We start from the raw sequence: 25,041 nt of genomic DNA on the forward strand, positions 1-25,041 counted from the left end.
AAAATGATTATCGAATAACACCACAAACCCGAGCCGATTCTGATTAACAGCAATCACAGAAACTGTATCGAGCTCAACTGAGTTATCCCATTCAGCGATAACGAAGAAACTGAAAATTAGGAAACGAAAATGACGACTCAAAGCGCTTCGCGTAAGTCAGAACTGGTCTACCAACTGAATGATAGACCACCACTACCACATACTATTTTTGCTGCAATGCAGCACCTACTTGCTATGTTTGTTGCAGTGATAACACCATCACTGATCATATGCCAAGCTCTTGGCGTCTCTGCCGAGCAGACCAACACCATCATTAGCATGTCTCTGTTTGCTTCTGGCATATCTTCATTTATTCAAATTCGCACCATTGGCCCTATCGGCTCTGGTCTTCTCTCTATCCAAGGCACCAGTTTTAACTTTCTCGGCCCAATCATTGGTGCTGGATTAGCGTTGAAACAAGGTGGTGCAGATATACCAACAATGATGGCGGCTATCTTTGGCACCATTCTGTTTGCCTCGACGGCAGAAATGCTTCTTTCTCGTGTATTAGAATACGCTCGCCGCATTATTTCACCATTGGTGTCAGGTATTGTCGTTACCCTCATTGGTCTAACCCTGATTCAAGTGGGGCTTGTTTCTATGGGAGGAGGTTACTCAGCACTGGGTGATGGAACATTTGGCAGTTTAGATAAACTCGCTTTAGCCGGTATCGTTCTCAGCCTAATTATTATTTTGAATCGCTCTTCAAATCCCTATATACGAGTGGCCTCTATCGTCATTGCAATGACCGTTGGTTATATCGTTGCCTACTTAATGGGTATGGTTGACACCTCATCAATGGCAGAAACAGCACTGTTTGCTGTACCAATGCCTATGCAGTTTGGTCTTAGTTTTGACTGGTCTCTCTTTATCCCGTTGGTCTTGGTGTTTCTTATCACCGCCATTGAGGCCATCGGTGACATCACCGCCACCTCAGAAGTCTCTGGCGAACCCGTTAAAGGACCCGTTTATCTAAAACGTATCAAAGGGGGCGTGTTGGCAGATGGCGTAAACTCCGCCATTGCAGCACTATTTAATAGCTTTCCAAATTCCACATTTAGTCAAAACAACGGCGTTATTTTACTTACCGGTGTGGCGAGTCGTTATGTAGGTTACTTTATTGCGGGCATGTTAGTGCTGCTGGGTCTATTTCCTGGTGTTGCGAGCTTTGTTCAGCTTATACCTGAGCCTGTACTAGGCGGAGCAACCATTGTGATGTTTGGTACTATCGCTGCGGCTGGCATTCGAATTATCTCACGAGAAGAATTAGACAGAAGAGCGATATTAATTATGGCGCTTTCTTTTTCCATGGGATTAGGAATTGCTCAAAAGCCAGAGATACTGCAATTTATGCCTGAATTCATAAAAAGCATTTTCTCATCAGGTATCTCAGCTGGCGGCATCACGGCGATTGTACTGAACATTCTTCTTCCACTAACAGATAACAAGCAACATACAACAACGGAAGAAACAAGCCCACTCAAAGAAGCGAGTGAGTCAGCCTCTTAGTTCTGTTGCTTTTATGTTGATGATCGTCAGGCAGTGCCTGACGATCATCTCTCGTTACAACCAGCTAGCCACCTCTTTTTCATCCGGTACACTGCCTTTATGAACAACATGTTCATCAATCACCACCGCAGGAGTTTTCATCACGCTATAGGCCATGATCTGTTGTAAATCTGTCACTTTAATCAGTTCAATCTCCACTCCCTGTTCTATCGCCACTTTTTCGATCAATGCCGCTGTCACTTGACAGTTTTTACAGCCCGAGCCGAGTACTTTTACTACTTTCATCTTTTATCTCCTAAAAAATTAACCAAATATAAATACATAATTAAATAGCCACCCCATTAGGGTAAATGCAGATAGCAGCACCAAAAACAGCACCAGTAATAACTTCCACATCATCACTTGCTTCAATAAAATAAACTCAGGAAAACTTGCCGCTACGGTACTCATACAAAAAGCCAAGGTTGTTCCAATGGGCAGACCATTGACAATCAAGCTTTCCATCACAGGAATGACGCCAGTAGCATTTGAGTACAAAGGGATACCAAGCAGCACCGCAGCAGGAACCGACCACCACTGTCCATCTCCCAAATGTGTTTCTATCCAGCCATCAGGAACAAAGCCATGTAGAGCCGCTCCTAAACCAACACCGATAAAAACCCATTTCCATACTCTCGCTACGATCTCTTGTGTCTCTTGTTTGGCAAATGTATGACGTTGCTTGAGTGATAAAGAAGGCACATTATCTCGATTCATAGAAGGTTGATGACGCTGCTCAATACCACGTTGTAGTGCCTCTGCGGCGAACGAATGCAACCAGCGTTCAGCTTTTATAGCATCAAGAAAAAAGCCACTCACAATTCCAATTGTAAGGCCTACCAAAATGTACATAAGAGTAAACTTCCAACCAAGCAAGCTCACCAACAAAAGCACCGCGACCTCATTGATAAGGGGAGAAGTAATTAAAAAGGCCATGGTGATGCCAAGGGGAATTCCTGCAGAGGTAAAACCGAGAAAAACAGGGATACTGGAACAGGAGCAAAATGGAGTAATTGAACCAAAGGTAGCCCCTAAACCATAACCTAAAAAACGCGGTTTATCGGCTAAATAATCTCGCACACGTTCAACATCTAATGATGCTCGAATCATAGCGATGACATAAATCATAACCAGCAATAAAACAAAAATTTTGGCGGTATCTTCAACAAAGAAATGCAGAGCATCACCCAGTTTACTCTGCGGGGAAAGTTGCAAAGTATCAAACACCAGCCAAGAGGCGAAATCAGTAAAGAGTTGAAACATAATAATCCTAGTTAATTCATCTTTACCCTAAAGACGGACAAAGATTAAAAAGGATTCACTCTTTTTTTAATTTTCTTTCTCTTCGCCATTTTCTCGGCGGGTAAAACAGCACACTTGATGATTCTCATCAAACTTAACCTTGCAGGAAACACTCAGTTGATGACGAAGCTTCTCCCTTGCTCGGCGAATTCTTGATTTTGTAGCTGGCAGGCTTAAACCGTGTTGTATGGCAAAATCTTGTTGATTCATTCCTTGCAAATCACAAGCGGTAATAATTTCTCTATCGGGCTGTTCGAGCTCAGACAACACTCTAGGCAGACAACTAATGGCAAGCAAATCAACGGCATCTAGCGATGTTTCACTCTCTTCAATATCATCAGCTAACAACTGAAAAGAAGGCTCTCTGGAGAGATCAATAATCAAGTTATGAGCAACTCGAAACATCCACGCCTTACTATTCTCCACATCACAAAATGCAGAACCTTGCCCCATAACCCGAATGAACACCTCTTGCAAAATATCATGGGCTCGCTGTTTATCCTGAGTCTGTTTATACAACCAAAGTGCCAATGTTTTTTCATTCGCATTCCAAGCTCGCATAGCACAAGGTAATGCATCACCGTCACTGTGATGATTTGTTACCGCCATAATAGATCCATTGTTGTGGTTAAAAGCTATTCAAGTAAAAAAGTGCTGTCGCTACTGACAACCACTCCATGACGCAGAAAGTTCTCACCCAATATCATGCTGTATTCGAATCGAGAACGATCTTGTAAATTAACATTAACTGTCTCTCTAATGTCTCCCACTTGCACATCCATTTTCACTACAGGCCGATGATTCGCTTTCTCTCCTGACTTTGCCTTAATTGTCATCATTCGAACTATGTCTCGAGTAAATGTTTGTTTTTGCCCTTGAGAGTTTCGGTATGTAAAGTCCACCATTTTTTTGCCGTCTTGTTCATACAAAGTAATGTCTTGCGCATGGATTGAGCTCATATCTGCCCCGGTATCTAACTTAACAGGAAAAGTCATCCCTTCTACCGTTGCATTTTCAATATAGCCCGCCTTAATCAATTGATGCGACTCAAGCAATAAATCGGTGCGGGTATTGATTAGAAGGCCATTTTTCCCCATACCCCGCCCGATATGGAAAGTTACTTGCTGATCTCCCTCATTTTCTAAGCTATCCAAGGCAACTTGATAGTCTTTGTACTGACCATTTGCTTCGATACGCATCTCAACAATAGGTCGAACTGAATTACCCACTTTAATTTTTCGCTCGACAGCTTTTACTTGCTTTTTCAACTCGCCATGGCGATCTTGCAAATAATACGTCACCTGCTGCCCTTTATTGGCACCAGATAACTCAAAACTAGGCAAGGTAAGTAGTGGCGTCTGCACGTTTAAATCAATCTCAGATTTAACCTCTACACCATCAATGAGCAACTCCTCTTCTGGAGAGATCACCAGTGGTCGCTTTTGTTTCATTCGGTCAGAAAACATTTCAGCCGGCTTATCCAGCAAATGTTTCTCATTGGCACTTAAAACAAAATTCTTACTTAATACGTCGGTCCCAATTCGTAATTGAGTACTGTTTTTTGAACGATCTTTTAGGTAAACCAATAAATGCGTCTCAAAACCATTTTTCCCTTTCACGGCAATATAAACCTCTGGTCTTTCCGTTTTGCCAAAGGTCAAAGTATCAATAAGCGGTAAGGTCAAAGACTCCGATTTGCCTTGCGCATCTTCAGTGGTAAAGCTCACCATATTGTTTTGTTTATCTACGTTGATATTGGTAGCGTGCATAACGGAATGACGACTGGTTAATGAGAAACTGGTTTCCATCGCCAGGTCTCCCACCATCAGTGTTTCTTGACGACCAACCAATTGCGCTTTGGGTTGTTCCTGTAAAAAATCATAACCGGCAAACACCCATGCATGTTGTTTCAAAAATGATTTACCAATAAGAATAGGCGCTGTAAATTTGGATCGATCCGTCAAGCTCGCTTCAGTATGAATATCAACATCGGCAATTTTCATCTTCAGGTCAATCACTGGACGATACAACGGCTCTTTACTAGTACGACTCCGTACAACACTAATGCGGTATAGAGGCCGGTCAAACTCCAGCACTTCGCCAGATAATGGATTCCGAATAGTAAAGCTAACCCTGACTTGTAGGTTTTCATGTTCGGCGTCATTAAATGCTTTTCGCCACCAATCACTCTCAACACCGCCAAAATCTACAATAACCTTCTTGAGTAACTCTCGATTGGTGAGCGCCTTATAGGTTGGATTTAAGCTATAGATCAAAATATCATCGGCATGCATTGAGGTGGTGTCTGCGCCAGTATCAATTTTCCCGACAAAAGGAATATCACTGTATTTACCAGATCCAGTAAAGTAGATATGCTCAAGACGCCCCAAAACGGTCTTCCCATCTAATGTATAGGCGGGGTATTGAGTGGTATATTTCGCATCTTTAGCAATCGCTAAATTTGAAGTAAATGTCACTACCATAGAAAATACAGCCACCAGCAGTGTTAACGCTCTAACAACTTTTTTCATTGAATATTCCCAGCCCAATACAAAACAAGAATCTAAATCTCTATTTGTCAGTTTTACAAAATGTCGTAATTTATTGATATCTTTTATTTATTTCATTACTGATTTTAGACGATATACAAAATAACAACAGATAGAATTGTGAAGTTTTGGTAAGTTTTTGCTCTGGATATTTTATTATTTGCCCCCATTTATAGAGTCATATACGGTTATAGCCAACATTACTAAAGAGAAGTACCCATGAGTCAAGGGATCAGCTTACAAATAGCAAAAGAGTTGAATGTTCGACCAGAGCAAGTCAACGCCACCATAAATCTGATCGACGAAGGGAGTACTATCCCCTTTATTGCGAGATACCGAAAAGAAGTCACCGGAGGTTTGGACGATACTCAACTGCGCACGCTTGACAGCCGACTCACATATTTAAGAGAAATGGATGAACGTCGTCACGCCATTATTAAATCCATTACTGAGCAAGGCAAACTTACCGCCGAACTAGAAAGAGAAATCGCTCAAGCAGACAGTAAAACTCGTTTAGAAGATCTCTATTTACCTTACAAACCCAAGCGCCGTACCAAGGGGCAAATCGCCATTGAAGCGGGCTTACTGCCTTTAGCCGACACGCTATGGCAACAGGCAAATACTCAACCGGAAATAGAAGCACAAAAATACCTAAATCCGGAAATGAAGATAACCGACAGCAAAGCAGCCTTAGACGGTGCCCGCGCAATCGTCATGGAGCGCATTGCAGAAGATGCGAATCTCATTGAAAAACTGCGTCGCTATTTGTCTAGCCATGCTGAGTTACAATCTCGTGTAATAGAGGGTAAGCAGCAGCAAGGGGAAAAGTTTAAAGATTACTTTGAACACAACGAAAAGATCACTCGCGTACCTTCTCACCGAGCATTAGCCATGTTAAGAGGACGTAATGAGGGTTATTTGCAACTCTCCATGCAAGCCGACCCTAATCAGTTAGAGTCGACCAAAGGCTCCTATTGCGAAGAAATTATAGGCAAACATTACGGTATACATTTAAGTGATGCTCCTGCGGACAAATGGCGTAAACAAGCGATTAGCTGGGCATGGCGTATCAAAATCTCTACCCACATGGAAACCGAGCTTATCGGTGCCATGAAAGAGCGAGCAGAAATTGGCGCCATTGATGTTTTCGCCAGCAACCTTAAAGATCTGTTAATGGCAGCACCAGCAGGACCTAGAGCAACATTAGGCTTGGATCCAGGATTAAGAACCGGCTCCAAAATGGCTGTTGTTGACAGCACAGGTAAAGTGTTAGCAACAGAGACTATTTATCCTAATCCGCCACAAAATCAGATAGATAAGTCTGCTCATACTCTTCAGCAGTTAATCAAAAAACACCACGTCGATCTTATTGCTATTGGTAATGGCACAGCATCTCGTGAAACAGACAGCTTTGTTGCCGATGCTTTAAAGCAGGCAAATCTAAGCGTACAAAAAATTATCGTTAGCGAAGCAGGGGCATCGGTTTACTCTGCTTCCGAACTGGCTGCAAATGAATTTCCCAATATGGATGTATCGCTTAGAGGTGCAGTTTCCATAGCCAGACGTCTACAAGATCCACTGGCAGAGCTGGTTAAGATTGACCCTAAATCTATTGGTGTAGGTCAATATCAGCATGACGTTAGCCAAGCTATGCTAGCAAAGCGCCTTGATGCCGTTGTAGAAGATTGTGTAAACGCTGTTGGCGTTGATGTAAACACGGCCTCTGCCGCTTTGCTTACCCGTGTGGCTGGCTTATCCAATACCATTGCACAGAATATTGTTAACTTTCGCGATGAACATGGTCGTTTTGAAAGCAGAACGACTCTAAAAAAGGTCGCTCGCCTTGGACCAAAAGCGTTTGAACAAAGCGCTGGTTTTTTACGTATTATGAATGGTAAGAACCCATTAGATGCTTCATCGGTTCACCCTGAAGCTTATCCTGTGGTAAAAGCCATTGCGGACAAAAATCATAAAAACATCCAAAGTCTATTGGCCGATAGTGCTTTCCTTACTGCATTAAACGCTAGCGATTACACCAGTGACTTGTTTGGCATCCCTACCGTAACCGATATCATTAAGGAGCTTGATAAGCCGGGTCGAGATCCCAGACCAGAGTTTAAAACCGCTACCTTTGCTGCAGGAGTCAATAAAATATCAGACTTGGAAGCAGGTATGATTTTAGAAGGGGTGGTGTCCAATGTGGCTAATTTTGGGGCATTTGTCGATATTGGTGTTCATCAGGATGGTTTAGTCCATATCTCTGCTCTGACAGATCGATATGTTGCCGATCCTCGTGAAGTTGTAAAAGCGGGAGATATTGTCACCGTAAAAGTGACAGAGATAGATGTTCAACGTAAACGTATTGCTCTCACTATGCGCTTAAATGATAGCTCTGCAAGTCATTCTCGAACAACCGATACGCCGCGTTCAAGTAATAACCGTAACGCAAAAGGAAACAACGCTTCGCCGCGTCAGCAACAAAACACACGCAAAGAGCCGCCAGCAAATAGCGCAATGGGTGGCGCATTCGCAGCAGCTTTTGCAAATAACAAACGAAACAAATAATAAGCGGAACTCGAGGTAGCGAGGTTACTGGATTTTGGAGACAGCATTTTTCCAAGTCCAGACCTCCCGCTAGCTCGTATTCTAGATACTCAAAGAGTATCTAGAGCACCGCAATCACCTCAGAAGGCGTATTTGGTGCGACGGCATGACCATAGTGATACTTAATCACTGTACGTCGACGCTCCATTTTTCCCTGAACAATTGCCGCTTCAACTAAACTTTTCGGTAACCGAAAGCGAATGGTATAACCCATTCCCTGTTTTTCAGAATAAGTTTGTAACGCAATTAACTCAAATAAGCGACTTAGTGTGTCTTTTGGCTCTTCACTGCGAGCAGAAGACGTATTAGCCTCATTATCCAACTCATAGTCAGGGTGGTCAGATGGCTCCCAAGCAGGTCGTTTCCGGCGTTTGTCTTCGGCCTTCACCCGTCTTTCTGCATTGGTTTTAGCCAGTTCTACTGGCGGCGTAACAGGTTCACGAACCTTATTATCTCTTGCCGCTTGTTCAGTTTGAACATTGACCGAAGGGGCAATCAGTGGCACGTTCACATTGGTCGGCGACACAATCATGACAAACCTCCTTCTACATCAACCAGTCCGAATATCAACTATATCCTGCTTGGTTAGGTTACTTATCGGCCAATTTGTTCAATTATTTACCACTAAATTGAATTAATTTGTCACAAAACAGATCTAATTCCGTCATGAAAGGCGCATGAGAAGAGTCAGAAAATACGTAATGTGTTGAATATGGAATGGTTTTTAGCAAATCATCTGCGACTTTTACCGGAACAAGCCCATCAAGCCGTCCATACAAACGCAGCAGCGGCATGGTCAGTTTTGCTAAATCGCCTCTCAAGTCGATCTCTGCGAGCAGTGCTAAGCCGAGTTTCAAACTATTTTCTGAAGGTAATGTTCGAGAGAGAACGGCTCTCTTTAACGTTTTAACGTCTTGCCTTGCTGTTGGGCTTCCCATCGCTTGAAGCGCCATAAATCGCTCAATAGTCGTTTTAAAGTCCACCATCAACTGTTCGGTAAAGGCATCCAGAACTTCCGGTTTGATTCCTCTCCATGGACGCTCTGCAGCAAATTTAGGTGAACTGGCTACAGTAATTAACTTAGAGACTCTTTCTGCGTGCTGTAAGGCAACCTGAGTAGCAATAAGCCCTCCTAACGACCAACCAACCCATATCGCCTTTTCCGGCGCGGCTTGTAGAACCAAGCGAACAATCTCATCTAAGTCTTCAGCGCCAACATCGGAGCTGTGGCCATAGCCGGGCAGATCAACAACGTGCACGGTAAAATGATGAGAAAGGGCATCAACGGTCTGCTGCCAAACTGCACCATTCATTCCCCAGCCATGCACCAAAACCAGGTCATCACCACTTCCTTCCCGCTGCCAATATAGTTCCGACTTCATTACATCTCCTACTTCTTTCATACATTTGTTATGCACTGCAATGCTAATTTCATTCAATACCAGCCGATAAGGTGTCAATCGCTATGGCTTTTCCATTGATACGACGTACATTACATCACCATTTTACATCCAATTGTCATCTATGTGGTCTCACCATCTCTCCGCCACTTGGTGAAACTATTTGGTGTAACCACTGCTTACGCTATTTTCAAACGAATCCAAGATGCCAGCAATGCGGTTTATTAACCCCCACACCAGTGAGCCAGTGTGGCCGCTGTTTAACGCAACCTCCACCATGGAACAGGCTGTACTGTATCGGAGACTATAGGTACCCACTCTCTTATTATGTGTATCAATTAAAATATGCAGGTATGTTCCAATACGCCTATGATCTAAGTTACTTACTTTCTCAACATATTGATACACCAGCACCTCTTATCACCTCTGTTCCTCTTCATTGGCGACGATACCTTAAACGTGGATTTAACCAAAGTGACGTTATTGCACATTACCTTTGCCAACACTTCTCTACGCCGTCAATTCTGAATAAGCAACTGTTTAAAAGAATCCGGGCCACGCCATATCAACAAGGGCTAAACAAACAGCAGAGGAAAAGAAACTTAAACAATGCATTTCGATTGCAAGAGCAACCACCTTATCAGCATATTGCGATTGTTGATGATGTCGTTACAACAGGTAGCACGGTACGACATTTATGCGATTTACTGCTTGATGTTGGCGTTAAAAAAATTGATATTTACTCTCTATGCCGAACACCAGAGCCATCATAAACAGAAAAATGAAATTTTATTGGCATCCTGGTAGTAGCAGAGTAGAATAAACTGAAATAACCTACCAAATAAGTCAGGTATTAGTCGTGTCAAATATTGTATCTATAACTGAAAATGCTCAATCTCATTTCGCCAAGCTGCTTGAACAGCAACCGGAAGGCACCAACATCCGTGTATTTGTGGTAAACCCAGGAACACCCAATGCAGAGTGTGGCGTATCTTACTGCCCACCAGAAGCGGTAGAAGCTGCCGATACCGAGATGCCATTTAGCGGTTTCTCTGCGTTTGTTGACGAACTTAGCATGCCTTTTTTAGAAGAGGCTGAGATTGATTTCGTAACCGATAAAATGGGCTCTCAGCTTACCTTGAAAGCTCCGAACGCCAAAATGCGTAAAGTCTCCGATGATGCATCTTTAATGGAGCGCGTTGAATACGCAATTCAAACTCAAGTGAACCCTCAACTAGCCGGCCACGGTGGTCATGTCAGTTTAATAGAGATAACCGAAGATGGTGTCGCACTGGTTCAATTTGGTGGAGGCTGCAACGGCTGTTCAATGGTTGATGTCACACTAAAAGAAGGCATTGAAAAAGAGCTTATTCAACAGTTTGAAGGTGAACTAACAGCGGTTCGTGACTCCACAGAGCACGATCGCGGCGAGCACTCTTACTACTAAGTCAATCCCACACAGATCTTTAGCTAAAGCCACCTGAATCGGTGGCTTTTATCTAACTAATAGTTCTCTTTCAAAAAAAGGTAAGTAGGCTCAGGGACTATTTTTCTAATTTGCTCAAAGTTTTTGTATTCAAGGTACTTACGTACGCTTGAAGCACTAATTACTTCACCATCGGTTGAAACCCTATCTATAATCTCAACATCTATGTTGTACTTCGGCAGTAATTCTTGCATCTTCTCGTTGTACTGTCGGGTAATTTCACATTTTGGTTCGTCACCCAAAAAGATGATATCTATATTCAACTTCTTAGCGATGTACTCACAAAAGAACCAAGCTTCTACTGAGGCATCGGCTTTTGCCTCTGAATTCTCTTTAGCAAAATAATCGGGATAAGTAAGCTCTGTACAGATGAACTTCCCCCCTCTTAGCACGGTCACATTATCCATATGAGCGGTGCTTTCAGAAACTAACTTTAACCTGTCTTCAAATTTAAAAAACGATTTATCCTCTTCTATAACAAAGATAAATAACTTATCGACCTGCTTAGAAGCGTGCTCAATAAGGTGCATGTGGCCAATCGTAATAGGATTGCAGTTTACAGCCACACTACCAACCTTTTGCTCGGGTTCCGGAGTGTAACTATCGAGCATTTCAAGATAACTATTCATATCGCACGACTCAAGCGCTTGTGCCGTTTGTTTATATAGAAAATACTTAAATTTCTCTAACACATCCAAGACTTTGTCATCTGGTTCAATAGAATTTGGAATCGATACGCGATGGCGATCAATCAATGGCAACAAAATATTATCGGAAATAATTTTGCCAATAACCTGATTACCTTTAGGTGAAAAATGACACTGGTGTTTGGTCAAATCAATAAAAAAGTCAGAGCCACGACTGACATCATTTAAGTCTATACGAGTAATACAGTCGTCATTTATATTATTAAACTCATCAAAGTCGAAAAACACCACGATATCATTTGGATTGATATCAGTTTGTACTAGGTTGTTCATTGCCAGCAGTAAGTTCATACCTAACACGCCATGATTCTCTAACTTAATGCCGTCATGCGCCCGATTGACTTGCTTTTGCACCTGACTAACCAAGGTATCTTCGTCACTCATACCAATAGAGAAAGTCGTTGATGACCCAAAAAATATCACTTTTCTATCCACTGTCTCAGGTTGATTTACCGTGGTACGTAACCCATTGCGAACGGATACTAGTGTATTTTCAAAATCTGAAAGTTGAACCTTTGTTGCTCTGATCACTGGAGGGGTATAACTAAACAGCTCATTAAATTTGTTATCATATTTTTCGGTATATAACTGCTTAATATAACTGGGTGGATTGTTTGTCTTACTCCAATCATTTCTGTTTGCTATGTATAGATAGCTATTTGCGATAAGATCTTTTTCCTGAGCAGATTTTCCTCTAAGCAGTTTTCCCTTTCCTGTCACTTGAATAAATGACGGAACACCTCCCTTACTAACAATGTAATCTTTAATAAAGCTTATTTTATCAACATCATACAAGTTATCATTGAGATCATCGATAAGACGAATTAGATTTGTCGTCCCTTCTTGAAAAGAAAAGTTATGTTCTTTTTCTAACTGTTCCATTTCTTCATATTTGTTGTTCATGATGTACAGATTTAGCAGGACAAAATAGTAATCCTGCCTCTCACCATCATAAAAAAGTTCTTCTGCATACTTTATAGCTTTGTTATAAGCACCCGATCTTATATAAAGTTTGACCAACTTAGTGTTCAAAATGAACTTACGCTTTCGCGAGCAAAATTCTCTTAATAAAAGGTATTTAGTCAACCTAGCTGTTAAAAATAAGCGTCTAAAATACATAAATGATGCCTTAAAACTTAATATCAAAATACTCTCAAACATGATACTTGGTAAGGGGTGAATATAGAGTTAATCGCTACGAATATAGCACTAACAGAAAACGCGAAGGCTATCATAAGCACTTGATAGAAAATAGTTTTCTAGTAAACGAAACTGGAAAACTATCTGTCGTGTTCCAAATTTAATCTAAATCTGCTCTAGATATTGCGGTTAACAAACTTTGATCAGCTCATCAAAACGAGCCAATCTCGTTCTCTAAGGTGAGGAGGGCAATAATATGAAGAAATATCAGATAGAAAGGAAAGACAACTACATTTAAAAAGCCAGCAATTTATATCACTGGCTTGGCAAAAATAGCTATTTTAGAGGAGGGGATACCTAGATTTGTGCCTCAATCATACTTTTTCCTTTAAAATCGTTGCCCATGGTAGGTTTTCGTCCCCCAACACAATAAAGTTTGGGTTCTCCAAGGTTTCTCTTTCGTTATAAGATAAGGCTTCTAATTGGGTACTTAATATTCGACCACCCGCTTCTTGAACAATGCACTGTGTCGCAGCCGTATCCCACTCTCCTGTTGGCCCTAAACGCAAATAACAGTCCACAGCACCTTCTGCGACTAAACAGGCCTTTAATGCTGCAGAGCCTAACGGAATCAGCTCATAGTTCCACGCTGGAGACATCTTATTGGTAATATTATTGATATTCTGTCGGCGACTTATAGCAATAGATAACGTACTGCTCTGCTCTTCATGTATCAGCGTTTTTATACGGATACTCTCGCTCATATTGGGAATCTTCCAAGCCCCTTTACCTTCATAGGCATAGTAAGAGACTCCAGATACCGGCGCATAAACAACCCCCATTACAGGCCGATTGTTTTCCACTAAAGCAATGATAGTGGCAAAATCGCCACTTCGGGCAATAAACTCTTGGGTTCCATCAAGTGGATCAACTAACCAGTAACGATCCCATTGGGCGCGCTTTTCCAATGCAATATCGGCCGCTTCTTCAGAAAGTACCGGAATATCAGGCGTTAATTCGCTTAATTTTTCAGAAATAAGCTTATGAGCAGCCAAATCTGCACTCGTCACCGGAGTTTCATCACTCTTAATAAAGGATTCATACTGATTGTTCTGATAGATATCTAAGATCAGTTGCCCGGCTGAACGAGCAATATCGATAACAGATGGTAAAAGGTGAGAAAGATCTTTTCGTAACGTCGACATTAACTATCCCTATATTTCTCTATTGGCAATGTGTCGCTGAGCCAACATAAGTGCCGCAATGCTTCTCGCTTCACTAAAATCCAAATGAGAAAGAAGATCTTCTGCCTGACTTAACGGCCAGCGAACAACTTCTAATGGTTCAGGCTCATCCCCTTCCAGTGACTCCAAATAGAGATCTTCGACCAAAAATAACGTCATTTTTGCCGAGAAGTATGAAGGAGCCAATATCACCTGTTTTAACGGCGTCAACTCTCTTGCGCCAAATCCAATCTCTTCTTTCAACTCTCTGTTAGCTGCCTGCTGAGGAGTTTCCCCCAGATCAACTAATCCTTTAGGAAAGCCCAGTTCGTACTCTTCGGTTCCCGCAGCATATTCACGAACCAGCAGCAAGTCCCCCTCTTCAGTAAGAGGAACCATCATCACGGCTTGCCTGCCACTGCGCTTCATTCTCTCGTATGTACGCTTTACACCATTTGAAAACTCTAAATCGAGAGACTCAATAGAAAACAGTTTCGATTTCGCGACCATCTCAACCGATAAAATTTTCGGCATTATTTTTTTTGCCATCTCTCTTCCCTTCCCTTGAATTAGTCTGGCGATCATTAATTACATACTAGCGCTCTTACTTACTATGTAAATAGATTCGTTGCCATTAGTATTCGCTAATACCGCACAACTCCGGAATAAACGAACGGATAACGTCCTTGTGCATCTGGATTACCCAGCCATTTTAACTGTGAACGCATTCCCGCAGGAAAGTCGCTATTCGGTTTAAACCATGCATCAAGCTTAACCTGCATATCGCGGCTTAGCTCAGCAGTAAACGCAGCAGCGAGCTGGCCATTTTCATGATTTGATTCAGCTGAAAGCACACTGTTCGCACAAGAGAGGTCTGCAATGATAGTGCCAAGGTTTAAGTTGCCTAACGGGCTATTTACTTCGCTGTTATTCCACACTAGTGTTCCTTGAGCGGCTTGACACCAAGGCTGCTCATAGCGGTATTGTTGAATGGCCAGTTCCACTTGCCCATTTGCATCAATAGGCAAAGGATAGTTGACTTTATCTTGAATGCTTTTTGCCGCAATGGATGCCACAACATTGTTAGCGTATAAACCCGAAAAATCGAAACCAACAATGCCTTTGCCGTTAAACCCTAAATCACTCCCATAACCAAAACGTAACGCATATTCCACTTTGCCTTTAAATAACTGACTTGGTGAAAATTGCCAACTCACCTTGCCTAAATTTTGTCCTCGCCAATTCAGCTGTTGTATATTTCCCTGCCATAGCGTGCCGCTTGCCCCGCTAACATCCATAGGTAAATTTGCGTAAGGCAACACAAACGACACTGGTGTATGCACAACTACACTCAAAGAGAAAAGCCCTGTAAAAAGGAAGATATACAAAATTATTCGTTTCACTCTACCCGCCTCGCTTTAGCTGCAAACGCTTTACATCGATCATGCCTTGTTTGTCAGCGGCAGAAATATCCATAAACTCAACGGCAATACCTTGCTGCTCTTTTAAATATTGAACCCAAGTAATAAATTGATTGAAAGGCACAGGTTTAATCCAAATCTGCAGCATTTCGTCCCTTGGCTGCATACGAATAAGTTCAATGTTGTAGCGCTTCACGGATTCCGAAATCACCTGATTAATGGCTTTCGTTGAGCTAGGCGCTCCAGAACTTTGGCGCAGCTCTACGATAGTATCGGCTTTATTTGTCACCCACTGCAGGAGCTGCTGTTCACTGGTTAACTTTAATTGCGCTTTTTCAGCTCTCGCAATAGTAGGTTGAGCGATTCCCCAGTATATGGCCGCCGCTACAATAAAAATGATCGCGCTCACTAGTAATCTTTGCTCTCTGACAGAGATGGTGCTCCACCACAAGCGAATAGAACTTAATTGCCCTTTCATTGCTTATTCCTTAATACAAAACTGCCTGACACCTTGTCCTGTTTTTTACTCAACGGACCTTGTACAACCGTGAACGTCTTAGCCAGATTTATACGAACCTGTTCAAAAGTCTGGAAATCCTTCATCACAGTTTGCAAGCGAACTTCTCCACGTTTAGCGTCATAACGAATATTTTCTATCTCAACCGATGGATATTTTTCTAATGCGCTTGGCAGTGACGATAACCAATCCAGCACGGAATCACCTGTCGTTCCGCCAGAAAGTCGAGCCACTTCATCATTCATCTGTCGCTTTAAATAACTGATAGTTGGGATTTTTCTTTTGTCAGGAAAAACCGTTCTAAATACCCGTTCACTTTCAGCTCGATAGGCGCTTGCCTGAGATTCAAATTGCTGTAGCTGAATAACGTTCTGCGCGACAATGACAGCAACAAAAAGTCCTGCTGCAATCACCGCTTTTCGCCACACTTTTAGCTGCTTAAATAGGGACGACTGCGACTTAAATGTACCCGTAAGCAAATTAATTGAAGAGAATATGGCTCCCTGGCTTAACAGGGCCATCACCAACTCTGGTTCTGCTGCTTTCCAATGTACGTGACTAACTCGGGTAACATCATGCTCATAAGGGGTGTATGAGGTCACCGTGACTGGCTTATCTTCACCTTGGCTCTGTAGAGAATGTAGAAAATGAGTGAGCCACTGTTGCTCAACCGCAACTCCAGAAAACTGATTTTGTCTAAACAGCCAAGTGTTACCCATTTGCAAAGCACTAACGCCGTCGGGTAATAGTGGCATAGCAAACAGATCAGGAATCACCTTTTTAACCGTAAGGCCTGCTTGTTTGAAATCACTGAGACAAGTCGTTAAATACTCTTTATCTACTCCTGCAACATAAGCATGGCTTGAAGTGCGATTAAGAATCGTAAAATGCAACTCCTCAACATCTTGAGCAATATTCTCTTCCAGTAAATAGGGCAGCATATTTTCGAACTGGCGAGATGCACCAGAGGGGATGTCGACCTCGGTAACGATGACATCACGGCTATCGAGTAATAGCACTGTTGTGCGATTCTCGGCATAAGGCAATAGCTCACTAAGCTGAGCTTTGTTACCCAGCTCGCCACTGGCAATTACATCATTTTGACTAGTAGACCAAACCAACCACGAAAGGGTTGCGTCATTTTCTCTACTTAACCGTACGGTCAGAAATTCACTCACTGATTCCTCCAAAGCGCCGACGAACAACTTCGACATCTTTTCTATCTTTAGAATAAAGCAGGCTTCTTATCCTGACTCTAGATTCATTAACGATGACCTGAGCATCAAGCTCAAAATAGTGACTATCTACAGTGAGATACCCTTTTGCTTTATCTTTGATGGTTGCATCAATCGTGGCAATATCCGACTCTAACAAAAAGTCGTTCACCGTCGCCCAACCATCAAAAGGACGATTATCAATCAGCGCTTTCGCGTTAGCGACACTTAATGCAGGAGAAAATAGAGCCGCTAATAGAACTCCACCCTCTTCAGATACGGTATTGACATTAAGTCGCCAGTCACTACTTGGAATGGCGCAAACAATAGAACCGATAGCGTCCATTATCTTCTGATCCATCTGCTGTATAGCACGAAGCTCCGTATTATCCGCTAAAATACCATTGGCCGTTAAATAGGGTGGACTTAATGACTCATAGCTACCATCTTCGGCTCCCAAACTAGAGCGAGCAACCGTGTCTTGATCCAGAAATTCCCACGCGGACTCTGCAATAACTTCTGCTTGGTAACTGTCCACATCCAGTTCATCTAATATCAATTGAAACAAGTTAACCAAATAAGGCTTAGTGTCTGTTGCTGTCTCCTGTGGCAAAGCAGAAAACACGTTAATGTTAAAGCAGGATTGCATATCTCGAATGCTTCCTTTCGCATCACCATAATCCAATGGGTAAACCTGCTCTTCCAGTGCCCAAGGCTGACTTAAATTTATGGTATCACCATCGCTATAACTCTCTGCAATACCATACTTAGCTAACGCTTCTACACCAATGCTATACCAATATGCTTGCTGGTGGTCCAGCCGATTTTCTGCTCGTTTAAAATTCACAAACAGACGCTCAGACATGGTGGCCGCAATTGAGATCATCATCGCCAAAATCATCATCACCACAATCAGTGCAGCACCTTGTTGCTTTTTCATTCGCTGACCATTAACCATTCTCGTCATCACCACTTTTGGTATTTAACGATGAACCGGCGGTTAAGTAAATCCGCTCAATGGTTCCATAATCCTCAAGCTCTAAGGTAAAGGCCACGGCTTTAGGCAGTGCGAGTTTTTCTGACCACTCTTCTTTCCATTCACCTTCTGAATAGAAACGCATTTTCAGCGAGGTGACTCTATCCAATAATGGAGTGGTGATCCCCTCTTGCCCTACAGGAGTATCGGGGTAACGCCACCATACCCTTTGCAATGTATCCGCGATGATCCGATAACCGACTTTTGATACTTCCCCTCGAGGAAAACGACTTTGCGGATTTAACCAACCTAAACGAACAAATAGAACGCCATTCTCATCAGAAGAGAGCAAACCACTGCCCCACTCAATCAGCATATCGCTGGCCACTTCGCCATTGGTGCGGAATTGTCTTAATGCTATTTGGCGAAAATCGTTATCAATGATCACCATGGCTCGTTGCAGTGCTTTTAATCGATCGGTTTTCTCTATCGATTGAGCGTTACTGCGCTGCACTTGGTCTAGTACTTGATAGGCAGAAAGACTTAATCCAGCAAATATGGCAATCGCTACCAAGACCTCAATAAGAGTAAAACCACACTGGCGGTTTCTTCTCAGGCTTCTGCTATTTATCGACATAGCTTCTTACCGTAACGATGGTACTTTTTTGCTCTTGATCAGTAGAAACAGTGACATCAAAAGCTTTAATAAAATCCGTTGCTGTGGCGACAGGCTTCACTGTCCAGTACCACTCTCGTCCAGCCATGTTACTCTTGCCGCTCCGCTCCGCGGTAAGCGACTCAGCCAATATTACTTTTGCCATCACATTGTCTACCACCATAGAAGCAAATGTTTTCTCTTCTAAGTACGAGAGGGTGTTACTGTGTTGTGTGGTAGCACGAATTACGCTGATGGCCGCGGTGGCAAAAATAGCTAAAGCCACCAGCACTTCCAGCAATGTCATCCCTCTGATTTTCTTTGTCATTGCCCCGCCCTTTTGGCGTATTCCATTGGCGTAACAAGGATAATCTCTCCATTCTCTTTTGCTTCTATGGTCCAGAGTGATTCTGGCTGAGATTCTGCAGAGATTGTCACAGAAAACGGGGTCACCTCACCGCTGGATAGCACAAAGACTTGCGGTGGTAATGATTGAGTTTTCTCATCTAACTCAGCAAACATCTCTTCATCAAATAGCGACTCCTGATTAAATAGAGTGTCATTGTTAGCCCAAGCATCACTGCCTAATTGAAAATCTACGCTAAGCCCCTGTTCAAAGGTGGTCTCTTTATAGGTTTTATTCTCTAAAGGTTGCCAGCCCTTTTCTGTTAACGTTACAAAACGGTAGTTATCACCACTATTATCAAACCGGACACCATAATCCCGACCATTTAGTATGGCGTCTTCATTAAGCAGTTGTAACTTATAAAAAAAGCGCTGAGCTTGTAACTTAGCAGTATCTTGCTGGTTATCTGGCAAAGTCATCACCACCGCCACTGCACTTAGCGAGATCAATACCATCACTAGCATGATCTCTATAAGTGTAAAACCGGCACTTTTTCTTATCATAATGTTAGCTGTCTAAGCGAAAGAAGATAAGCGGATGAAGAATCAGTGCGCATTAGCGAAAATCTTGTAAGTTCCAGTTACCAATATCAGCATTGGCTTCTTCACCACCCTCTTCGCCATCAGCACCAAGTGAGAAAATATCAATGGTTCCGTTATCACCCGGGCTAAGGTATTGGTACTCACGTCCCCAAGGGTCATTCGGTAGACGCTTGATATAGCCATTGTTGCGGTAGTTTCTTGGCTCTGGTGTGCCACTAGGTTTGTTCACCAATGCCTCTAACCCTTGATCTGTCGACGGGTAAACACTGTTATCCAGTTTATACATATCAAGAGCTTGCTCCAGTGCAGAGATATCCGAAATGGCTTTCTGTTGATCCGCTTTCTCTTTATTTCCAAGTAGGTTAGGAACAACAAAACTGGCCAATACACCCAAAATAACCACAACCACCATAACTTCAAGCAAGGTGAAGCCTGTCTGTTTTCTTTTCATTTTCTCTCCAACTAAATTAATGCTGTAATTGTTTGTTTATGATTTGGTTAACTGTCCACAATGAATAATTCATCAAAAGTAGCGGCTAAAAGTCAGTAAAACCTAGCCTGATACCAAATTATTCATTTCTAAAATAGGCATTAAGGTTGCCATGACAATAAACAGTACCACCCCTGCCATAACGGCAATCAATGCTGGGGTAAATAACCCTAGCGCAATATTGGTAGTGGATTCAAAATCTCGATCTTGGTTATCCGCTGCACGCGTTAACATCTGCTCCAGTTCACCACTCTGTTCACCACTGGCGATCATATGCAGCATCATAGGGGGAAAAAGCTTGGTTTGTTGCAATGACTTTCTTAAGCTCCCCCCTTCTCGCACTTTCTCTGCTGCTAGCAGAACTTCTCGTTTAACATACTGGTTGGTCATTACATCTGCCGCGACTTTCATTCCCTCCAATAGAGGAATGGCACTCGATGTACAGATGGATAATGTGCGAGCAAATCGAGAGGTATTTAATCCTCTCGCTATTTTTCCTATCAAGGGAAAGTAGAGCACCTTCCTGTCCCACGACAAGCGTGTCGACTCTTTCATCATGGCAAACTTAAATAACGCAATCAGAGCGATAATAGCCAACACAATCACCAGCCCCCAGCTCTGTACAAAATCACTGGCGCTCAATAAAAATTGGGTTGATGCCGGAAGCTCTTGTCCCATTTGCACAAACTGATCGACTATTTGTGGTACTACGCTGGAAAGCAGAAACGCCACAACACCGATTGCAAATACCGTTAGCACTACAGGATAGATCATTGCCTGCTGCAACTTAGAACGCATCTGCTGACGGTTCTCGGCGTAGTCCGCGAGGCGATTCAAAATAGTGTCTAAGTGACCGGATTTTTCACCAGCTGCCACCATAGAGCGAAATAGATCATCAAAAATATGTGGGTAGTCTGCCATGCTATCTGCAAGGGTATAGCCTTCAATAACGCGAGATCTTACTGCCATTATCATGGTGCGGATTCTTGGTTTTTCCGTCTGCTCTGCGACCGCTTTAAGACACTCCTCTAATGGCATCCCCGCTTGAACCAACGTAGAGAGTTGACGCGTTATTAAAGCCAGATCATTCACACTTATGCCGCGCTTAATTGTTGACGGCTGATGAGAGCTCGTAGACGTTTTCTTTGCTTTGGTTTCTACCACCTCAACAGGAATTAACCCTTGTTCTTTCAGACGCTGGCGAACCTGACGTGCATTGTCTCCTTCAACCACGCCTTTTTGCTGTCGGCCCTTTGCATTTAAGGCTTTATATTCAAATGCCGCCATCAGACTTCCTTAGTGACACGCATAACCTCTTCCAACGTGGTTATACCTAAGCGAACTTTATTTAACCCATCATCACGAATACTTGGTGTTTCTGCGCGAATCGATTTCTCAATAGCTTGCTCACCCACTTCTGAATGAATCAGCTCTTGCACATCGTCATTGATCACCAGCAATTCATGAATACCAGTTCGGCCTCGATAGCCTTTGTAATTACACTCTTCACAACCTTGTTTTTTATACAAAACTAACTCGTCATCCGCAGACAGAGAAAACAGCTTTTTCTGCTCACTGTCGGCTTGGAATGGCTGTTTACAGTCCGGACACAGTGTACGAACCAAACGTTGCGCTAATACTCCAAGCAATGAAGATGAGATGAGAAATGGTTCAACCCCCATATCCCTGAGACGTGTAATGGCACCCACAGCAGTATTGGTGTGCAAGGTAGACATCACTAAGTGACCAGTAAGAGAGGCTTGGACCGCAATTTGGGCGGTTTCTAAATCACGTATCTCACCCACCATCACCACATCTGGGTCTTGACGCAAAATCGCTCTTAAACCACGAGCAAAGGTCATATCCACTTTTGGGTTTACCTGTGTCTGACCAATACCATCAATATCAAATTCAATAGGATCTTCAACGGTAAGAATGTTGCGTTCGCTGCTGTTGAGTTCTTGCAGGCCAGCATAAAGCGTGGTGGTTTTACCTGAACCTGTCGGGCCTGTAACCAAAATAATGCCGTGAGGACGAGCGATCAGCTTTTGGAATGTGTCATGGTTCTGTGTAGTCATGCCCAAGCTGTGTAAATCAAGTTGAGTGGCATTCTTATCCAACAGACGCATAACCACTCGCTCACCATGTGACGATGGCATGGTTGATACACGCACATCCACAGCCCGACCACCAATTCTTAACGAGATTCGGCCATCTTGAGGTACGCGCTTTTCAGCGATATCCAGCTTAGCCATCACCTTAACTCGCGACACCAATAGCGGCGCCAACTTTCTACTCGGTGCTAACACTTCTCGCAGTACACCATCAACCCGAAAACGAATGGATAGCGACTGTTCAAACGTTTCTATATGGATGTCAGAAGCACCTTCTTTTATCGCTTCACCCAACATGGCGTTAATCAGCTTGATAATAGGTGCATCGTCTTCTGCTTCGAGCAAGTCTTCATTCTGCGGTAACTCTTCCGCTAATGAGAAGAAATCATCATTATCAGCACCGATATCTTCCATTAACTGACGAGCTTCAGAGGAGTTGCGTTGATAAGCCAGCGTCAGTTTTTTTTCAAACTCTTCTAAAGAGATAGCTACAGGAACAAATGGCTGAAGAGTCACTCGTTGTACTTCCGATAACGTCGTCACAGCGAGAGGTTCAACATAAAACAGCGTCAGCGGTTGAGCCTCTTTTTCATTGTTTTCCAATACTAGCTGATGCCGTTTTGCAAAACTAAACGGCAATCGAGACAAGTCGTCACCCATCCCTCGCATTATTTTGCCTCCAACTGATCAATAAAGGCTTGGAACTCTGCAGGATAACGCTTCTCAGAACCTATCTCCGGCAACACTGGAATCGCGTCATCTGAGAGCAATTTCAACCCTTGTTCGGCTTTAAATAGCTGCTCAGCACGGAAATAGTTGTACTTACGCTGAGTAATGCCATCCGCCGTCATACCATCACGAATAATGGTTGGTTTAATAAACACCATTAGATTGCGTTTTTCTATCTGAGTACTGGTGGATTTAAAGAGATGACCAAGCACTGGGATATCCCCTAAAAACGGCACTTTAGATTCGTTCTCCATGGCACGTTCGTCCATTAATCCACCCAGAACCAACATCTGCCCATCTTGAATCATTACTGAGGTATTCAGTTGACGTTTGGCAAAACGCACATCCACCGCACCACTAGCTCCCAAGACATTAGACACTTCTTGTTCAATATTAAGCTGTACTGAGTCGCCTTCATTGATTTGAGGAACAACTTTGAGCTTAATTCCCACCTCTTTACGTTCAACGGTTTGGAAGGGGTTACTATTACTTGAGCTGGCGGTAGAACCGGTGATCACTGGCACTTCTTCACCAACAATAAACGACGCCTCTCCATTATCCATAACAGTAATACTTGGAGAGGAAAGAATGTTAGAGTTTGAATCGGTAGAGACCGCACTAATCAAGGCCGTCCAATCGCCCATCAGCACACTTACCGCAGCACCATTCACTCCGCCTAGCGCACTGGCTAAAGTAGAGTAGTCACCCTTTGTAGTAGTCTCTTCATAATATTTGATCGCCCCCGTATTAGAATCTCTAATAGGTTTTTTCTCAGTAGTATCTTTGGCATTTTCTAAGCCAACCATCACCTGACCAATTGGCGCACCGGTATTTCCGTACTGAATAACGGCACCAGTTTCTAGGTTGCCCCACTGAACCCCTAAATTGACGCCATCACCTTCCGACATTTCTACAATCAGAGCTTCAATAAGCACCTGTGCACGACGAATATCCAATTGGGCAATAACGTCAAGCAGCGCTGTCATCACATCGGTTGGCGCGGTAAGTACCAAGGCATTGGTATCAGGGTGAGCCGCGATCATCACCTCTGTACGATTTGAACCAGACTGCTGCCCGGCGGTTTTCTTCTCTGACTGGATGTTATCTGATACCCCTTTAAGGACATCGACCATCTCTTCAGCTTTAGCATATTTTAAATAGACAACCTTATTGTTTCCTTTCGTTGCCATCTCAACATCTAACTGCATAATCAGTTTGCGCAGACGTTTTCTAACGGTAGGGTCGCCAGAAATCAATACGGAATTGGTTCTATCATCGGCTACCAGCTTTGGCTGTAAAAACTCAGGGGTATTTTTGGTATTGGCGGATTTATTTAACGCTTCCACAATACGTACCATCTCCGATGCAGAGGCACTTCTCAGTTCAACCACTTCAATCTCTTTGTCGCCGGCCTGATCCACTCGCTCAATAATTTCAGCAAGGCGGTTAACCACCGCAGCACGTCCGGTAATCAAAATAATATTGGCAGGGTCGTAATGCACAACATTACCCGCTCCTGCATTATCATTTAATTGACGAAGGAGAGGAGAGAGCTCTCTAACCGAGACATTCCGCACGGCAACCACACGGGTAATCACTGCGTCACCCTTTATTGACGAATCATCACCAACCACGGGAATGGCGGATGTTTTGGCATCTTTGGCTTTTATCACCTTTAAAATACCGTTTTCCATCTCGACAACCGCAAAGCCATACACTTCTAAAACATTAAGAAAAAACTGGTAGTATTGCTTTTCGGTGAGTACATCGTAGCTACGAACATCGATTTTTCCGCGCACAGAAGGATCAACAATAATGGTCTTTTCTAAATTTCGACCAACAATGTTAATAAACTCCTGTATATCTGTTCCTTTAAAGCTAGCGCTAAATTCGTTTGCCATGGCAGGCACACACATTAGACTTCCTGCCAGCAATAACGCACTTTTGCTTAACCACCCTTTCACTAGAAACTCCTAACT

At 43.0% G+C, this 25,041-nt stretch carries 24 protein-coding genes; 4 read left to right on the top strand and 20 right to left on the bottom strand.

Annotated features, from left to right (window positions below; all coding sequences use genetic code 11):
* Nucleotides 1-129 precede the first annotated feature (129 nt).
* A complete protein-coding gene (locus tag F0227_RS12340) occupies nt 130-1,548 on the top strand; it encodes a nucleobase:cation symporter-2 family protein (protein WP_171753512.1) in 1,419 nt (472 codons plus the stop codon).
* 54 nt (nt 1,549-1,602) lie between these two features.
* Here the strand turns inward: F0227_RS12340 and F0227_RS12345 are convergent, their stop codons facing one another.
* From F0227_RS12345 to F0227_RS12360, 4 genes are all read right to left on the bottom strand, one after another.
* A complete protein-coding gene (locus F0227_RS12345; RefSeq protein WP_171753513.1) occupies nt 1,603-1,833 on the bottom strand; it encodes a thioredoxin family protein in 231 nt (76 codons plus the stop codon).
* Between the two features lie 18 nt (nt 1,834-1,851).
* Nucleotides 1,852-2,850, bottom strand: a complete 999-nt coding sequence (locus tag F0227_RS12350) for a permease (protein WP_171753514.1) — start codon at nt 2,848-2,850, stop codon at nt 1,852-1,854.
* Between the two features lie 66 nt (nt 2,851-2,916).
* Complete coding sequence (locus tag F0227_RS12355) at nt 2,917-3,498, bottom strand: sigma-70 family RNA polymerase sigma factor (RefSeq protein WP_216613407.1); 582 nt, start codon at nt 3,496-3,498, stop codon at nt 2,917-2,919.
* 26 nt (nt 3,499-3,524) lie between these two features.
* A complete protein-coding gene (locus F0227_RS12360) occupies nt 3,525-5,420 on the bottom strand; it encodes a RimK/LysX family protein (protein WP_171753515.1) in 1,896 nt (631 codons plus the stop codon).
* 237 nt (nt 5,421-5,657) lie between these two features.
* On the opposite strand from F0227_RS12360, the gene F0227_RS12365 reads away from it, so the two are divergent.
* The gene (locus tag F0227_RS12365) at nt 5,658-8,003 is read left to right on the top strand and encodes a Tex family protein (protein WP_171753516.1); all 2,346 of its coding nucleotides are present in this window, start codon (nt 5,658-5,660) and stop codon (nt 8,001-8,003) included.
* A gap of 100 nt (nt 8,004-8,103) precedes the next feature.
* On the opposite strand, the gene F0227_RS12370 is transcribed toward F0227_RS12365, so the two are convergent.
* Complete coding sequence (locus tag F0227_RS12370; RefSeq protein ID WP_171753517.1) at nt 8,104-8,574, bottom strand: ATP-dependent Lon protease; 471 nt, start codon at nt 8,572-8,574, stop codon at nt 8,104-8,106.
* Nucleotides 8,575-8,656: 82 nt separating this feature from the next.
* On the bottom strand, nt 8,657-9,424 hold the full coding sequence (gene bioH / locus F0227_RS12375) for a pimeloyl-ACP methyl ester esterase BioH (protein WP_171753518.1): 768 nt from the start codon (nt 9,422-9,424) through the stop codon (nt 8,657-8,659).
* 83 nt (nt 9,425-9,507) lie between these two features.
* Between bioH and F0227_RS12380 the strand changes: the two genes are divergently transcribed.
* Both F0227_RS12380 and nfuA read left to right on the top strand, forming a co-directional pair.
* Nucleotides 9,508-10,215 (top strand): phosphoribosyltransferase family protein, encoded by a 708-nt coding sequence (locus F0227_RS12380; RefSeq protein ID WP_171753519.1) that lies wholly within the window; start codon nt 9,508-9,510, stop codon nt 10,213-10,215.
* Between the two features lie 86 nt (nt 10,216-10,301).
* Nucleotides 10,302-10,889: a Fe-S biogenesis protein NfuA gene (gene nfuA / locus F0227_RS12385; RefSeq protein WP_171753520.1), complete on the top strand. Its 588-nt coding sequence runs from the start codon at nt 10,302-10,304 to the stop codon at nt 10,887-10,889.
* 56 nt (nt 10,890-10,945) lie between these two features.
* Here nfuA and F0227_RS12390 read toward each other — a convergent pair whose 3' ends face one another.
* The 14 genes from F0227_RS12390 to gspD form a co-directional block, all read right to left on the bottom strand.
* Complete coding sequence (locus tag F0227_RS12390; protein ID WP_253822090.1) at nt 10,946-12,538, bottom strand: citrate lyase ligase; 1,593 nt, start codon at nt 12,536-12,538, stop codon at nt 10,946-10,948.
* A gap of 611 nt (nt 12,539-13,149) precedes the next feature.
* Nucleotides 13,150-13,980 carry a 3'(2'),5'-bisphosphate nucleotidase CysQ gene (cysQ, locus tag F0227_RS12395; RefSeq protein ID WP_171753521.1) on the bottom strand — a complete coding sequence of 277 codons (831 nt, stop codon included), beginning with the start codon at nt 13,978-13,980 and terminating at the stop codon, nt 13,150-13,152.
* Nucleotides 13,981-13,989: 9 nt separating this feature from the next.
* Nucleotides 13,990-14,547: an ADP compounds hydrolase NudE gene (gene nudE, locus F0227_RS12400; RefSeq protein ID WP_171753522.1), complete on the bottom strand. Its 558-nt coding sequence runs from the start codon at nt 14,545-14,547 to the stop codon at nt 13,990-13,992.
* A 95-nt stretch (nt 14,548-14,642) separates the two neighbouring features.
* Entirely contained in the window at nt 14,643-15,401 is a 759-nt protein-coding gene (locus F0227_RS12405; RefSeq protein WP_171753523.1) for a type II secretion system protein N, read from the bottom strand.
* 1 nt (nt 15,402) lies between these two features.
* On the bottom strand, nt 15,403-15,897 hold the full coding sequence (locus F0227_RS12410; RefSeq protein ID WP_171753524.1) for a type II secretion system protein M: 495 nt from the start codon (nt 15,895-15,897) through the stop codon (nt 15,403-15,405).
* Nucleotides 15,894-17,114, bottom strand: a complete 1,221-nt coding sequence (gspL, locus tag F0227_RS12415; protein ID WP_171753525.1) for a type II secretion system protein GspL — start codon at nt 17,112-17,114, stop codon at nt 15,894-15,896. The genes F0227_RS12410 and gspL overlap by 4 nt, the downstream gene beginning before the upstream one ends.
* Complete coding sequence (gspK, locus tag F0227_RS12420) at nt 17,107-18,090, bottom strand: type II secretion system minor pseudopilin GspK (protein WP_171753526.1); 984 nt, start codon at nt 18,088-18,090, stop codon at nt 17,107-17,109. Before gspK ends, gspL begins: the two co-directional genes overlap by 8 nt.
* Nucleotides 18,091-18,100: 10 nt before the next feature.
* Nucleotides 18,101-18,763 carry a type II secretion system minor pseudopilin GspJ gene (gspJ, locus tag F0227_RS12425; RefSeq protein ID WP_171753527.1) on the bottom strand — a complete coding sequence of 221 codons (663 nt, stop codon included), beginning with the start codon at nt 18,761-18,763 and terminating at the stop codon, nt 18,101-18,103.
* Nucleotides 18,750-19,109, bottom strand: coding sequence for a type II secretion system minor pseudopilin GspI (gspI, locus tag F0227_RS12430; RefSeq protein ID WP_171753528.1), 360 nt, complete (start codon nt 19,107-19,109; stop codon nt 18,750-18,752). The genes gspJ and gspI overlap by 14 nt, the downstream gene beginning before the upstream one ends.
* Nucleotides 19,106-19,690: a type II secretion system minor pseudopilin GspH gene (gspH, locus tag F0227_RS12435; protein ID WP_171753529.1), complete on the bottom strand. Its 585-nt coding sequence runs from the start codon at nt 19,688-19,690 to the stop codon at nt 19,106-19,108. Before gspH ends, gspI begins: the two co-directional genes overlap by 4 nt.
* Before the next feature lie 52 nt (nt 19,691-19,742).
* Nucleotides 19,743-20,180 carry a type II secretion system major pseudopilin GspG gene (gene gspG / locus F0227_RS12440; protein ID WP_171753530.1) on the bottom strand — a complete coding sequence of 146 codons (438 nt, stop codon included), beginning with the start codon at nt 20,178-20,180 and terminating at the stop codon, nt 19,743-19,745.
* A 102-nt stretch (nt 20,181-20,282) separates the two neighbouring features.
* Nucleotides 20,283-21,506: a type II secretion system inner membrane protein GspF gene (gene gspF / locus F0227_RS12445; protein WP_171753531.1), complete on the bottom strand. Its 1,224-nt coding sequence runs from the start codon at nt 21,504-21,506 to the stop codon at nt 20,283-20,285.
* Nucleotides 21,506-23,002: a type II secretion system ATPase GspE gene (gspE, locus tag F0227_RS12450; protein ID WP_171753532.1), complete on the bottom strand. Its 1,497-nt coding sequence runs from the start codon at nt 23,000-23,002 to the stop codon at nt 21,506-21,508. Before gspE ends, gspF begins: the two co-directional genes overlap by 1 nt.
* Nucleotides 23,002-25,026, bottom strand: coding sequence for a type II secretion system secretin GspD (gspD, locus tag F0227_RS12455; protein WP_171753533.1), 2,025 nt, complete (start codon nt 25,024-25,026; stop codon nt 23,002-23,004). The genes gspE and gspD overlap by 1 nt, the downstream gene beginning before the upstream one ends.
* Nucleotides 25,027-25,041 lie beyond the last annotated feature (15 nt).

Origin of the sequence: Vibrio sp. 99-8-1, from assembly GCF_013114595.1 — a bacterium.
In the GTDB taxonomy this organism is placed as follows: domain Bacteria; phylum Pseudomonadota; class Gammaproteobacteria; order Enterobacterales; family Vibrionaceae; genus Vibrio.

Excerpts from the sequence above, each read along its gene's own strand:
- F0227_RS12410 (WP_171753524.1), bottom strand. The coding sequence starts at position 15,897 with ATGAAAGGGCAATTAAGTTCTATTCGCTTGTGGTGGAGCACCATCTCT.
- gspI (WP_171753528.1), bottom strand. The coding sequence starts at position 19,109 with ATGACAAAGAAAATCAGAGGGATGACATTGCTGGAAGTGCTGGTGGCT.
- gspK (WP_171753526.1), bottom strand. The coding sequence starts at position 18,090 with ATGAAAAAGCAACAAGGTGCTGCACTGATTGTGGTGATGATGATTTTG.
- cysQ (WP_171753521.1), bottom strand. The coding sequence starts at position 13,980 with ATGTCGACGTTACGAAAAGATCTTTCTCACCTTTTACCATCTGTTATC.
- F0227_RS12365 (WP_171753516.1), top strand. The coding sequence starts at position 5,658 with ATGAGTCAAGGGATCAGCTTACAAATAGCAAAAGAGTTGAATGTTCGA.
- gspJ (WP_171753527.1), bottom strand. The coding sequence starts at position 18,763 with ATGTCGATAAATAGCAGAAGCCTGAGAAGAAACCGCCAGTGTGGTTTT.
- F0227_RS12350 (WP_171753514.1), bottom strand. The coding sequence starts at position 2,850 with ATGTTTCAACTCTTTACTGATTTCGCCTCTTGGCTGGTGTTTGATACT.
- gspG (WP_171753530.1), bottom strand. The coding sequence starts at position 20,180 with ATGAAAAGAAAACAGACAGGCTTCACCTTGCTTGAAGTTATGGTGGTT.
- F0227_RS12340 (WP_171753512.1), top strand. The coding sequence starts at position 130 with ATGACGACTCAAAGCGCTTCGCGTAAGTCAGAACTGGTCTACCAACTG.
- F0227_RS12390 (WP_253822090.1), bottom strand. The coding sequence starts at position 12,538 with ATGAACAACAAATATGAAGAAATGGAACAGTTAGAAAAAGAACATAAC.
- F0227_RS12355 (WP_216613407.1), bottom strand. The coding sequence starts at position 3,498 with ATGGCGGTAACAAATCATCACAGTGACGGTGATGCATTACCTTGTGCT.
- nudE (WP_171753522.1), bottom strand. The coding sequence starts at position 14,547 with ATGGCAAAAAAAATAATGCCGAAAATTTTATCGGTTGAGATGGTCGCG.
- F0227_RS12370 (WP_171753517.1), bottom strand. The coding sequence starts at position 8,574 with ATGATTGTGTCGCCGACCAATGTGAACGTGCCACTGATTGCCCCTTCG.
- F0227_RS12345 (WP_171753513.1), bottom strand. The coding sequence starts at position 1,833 with ATGAAAGTAGTAAAAGTACTCGGCTCGGGCTGTAAAAACTGTCAAGTG.
- F0227_RS12360 (WP_171753515.1), bottom strand. The coding sequence starts at position 5,420 with ATGAAAAAAGTTGTTAGAGCGTTAACACTGCTGGTGGCTGTATTTTCT.
- bioH (WP_171753518.1), bottom strand. The coding sequence starts at position 9,424 with ATGAAGTCGGAACTATATTGGCAGCGGGAAGGAAGTGGTGATGACCTG.
- F0227_RS12380 (WP_171753519.1), top strand. The coding sequence starts at position 9,508 with ATGGCTTTTCCATTGATACGACGTACATTACATCACCATTTTACATCC.
- gspF (WP_171753531.1), bottom strand. The coding sequence starts at position 21,506 with ATGGCGGCATTTGAATATAAAGCCTTAAATGCAAAGGGCCGACAGCAA.
- gspH (WP_171753529.1), bottom strand. The coding sequence starts at position 19,690 with ATGATAAGAAAAAGTGCCGGTTTTACACTTATAGAGATCATGCTAGTG.
- gspE (WP_171753532.1), bottom strand. The coding sequence starts at position 23,002 with ATGCGAGGGATGGGTGACGACTTGTCTCGATTGCCGTTTAGTTTTGCA.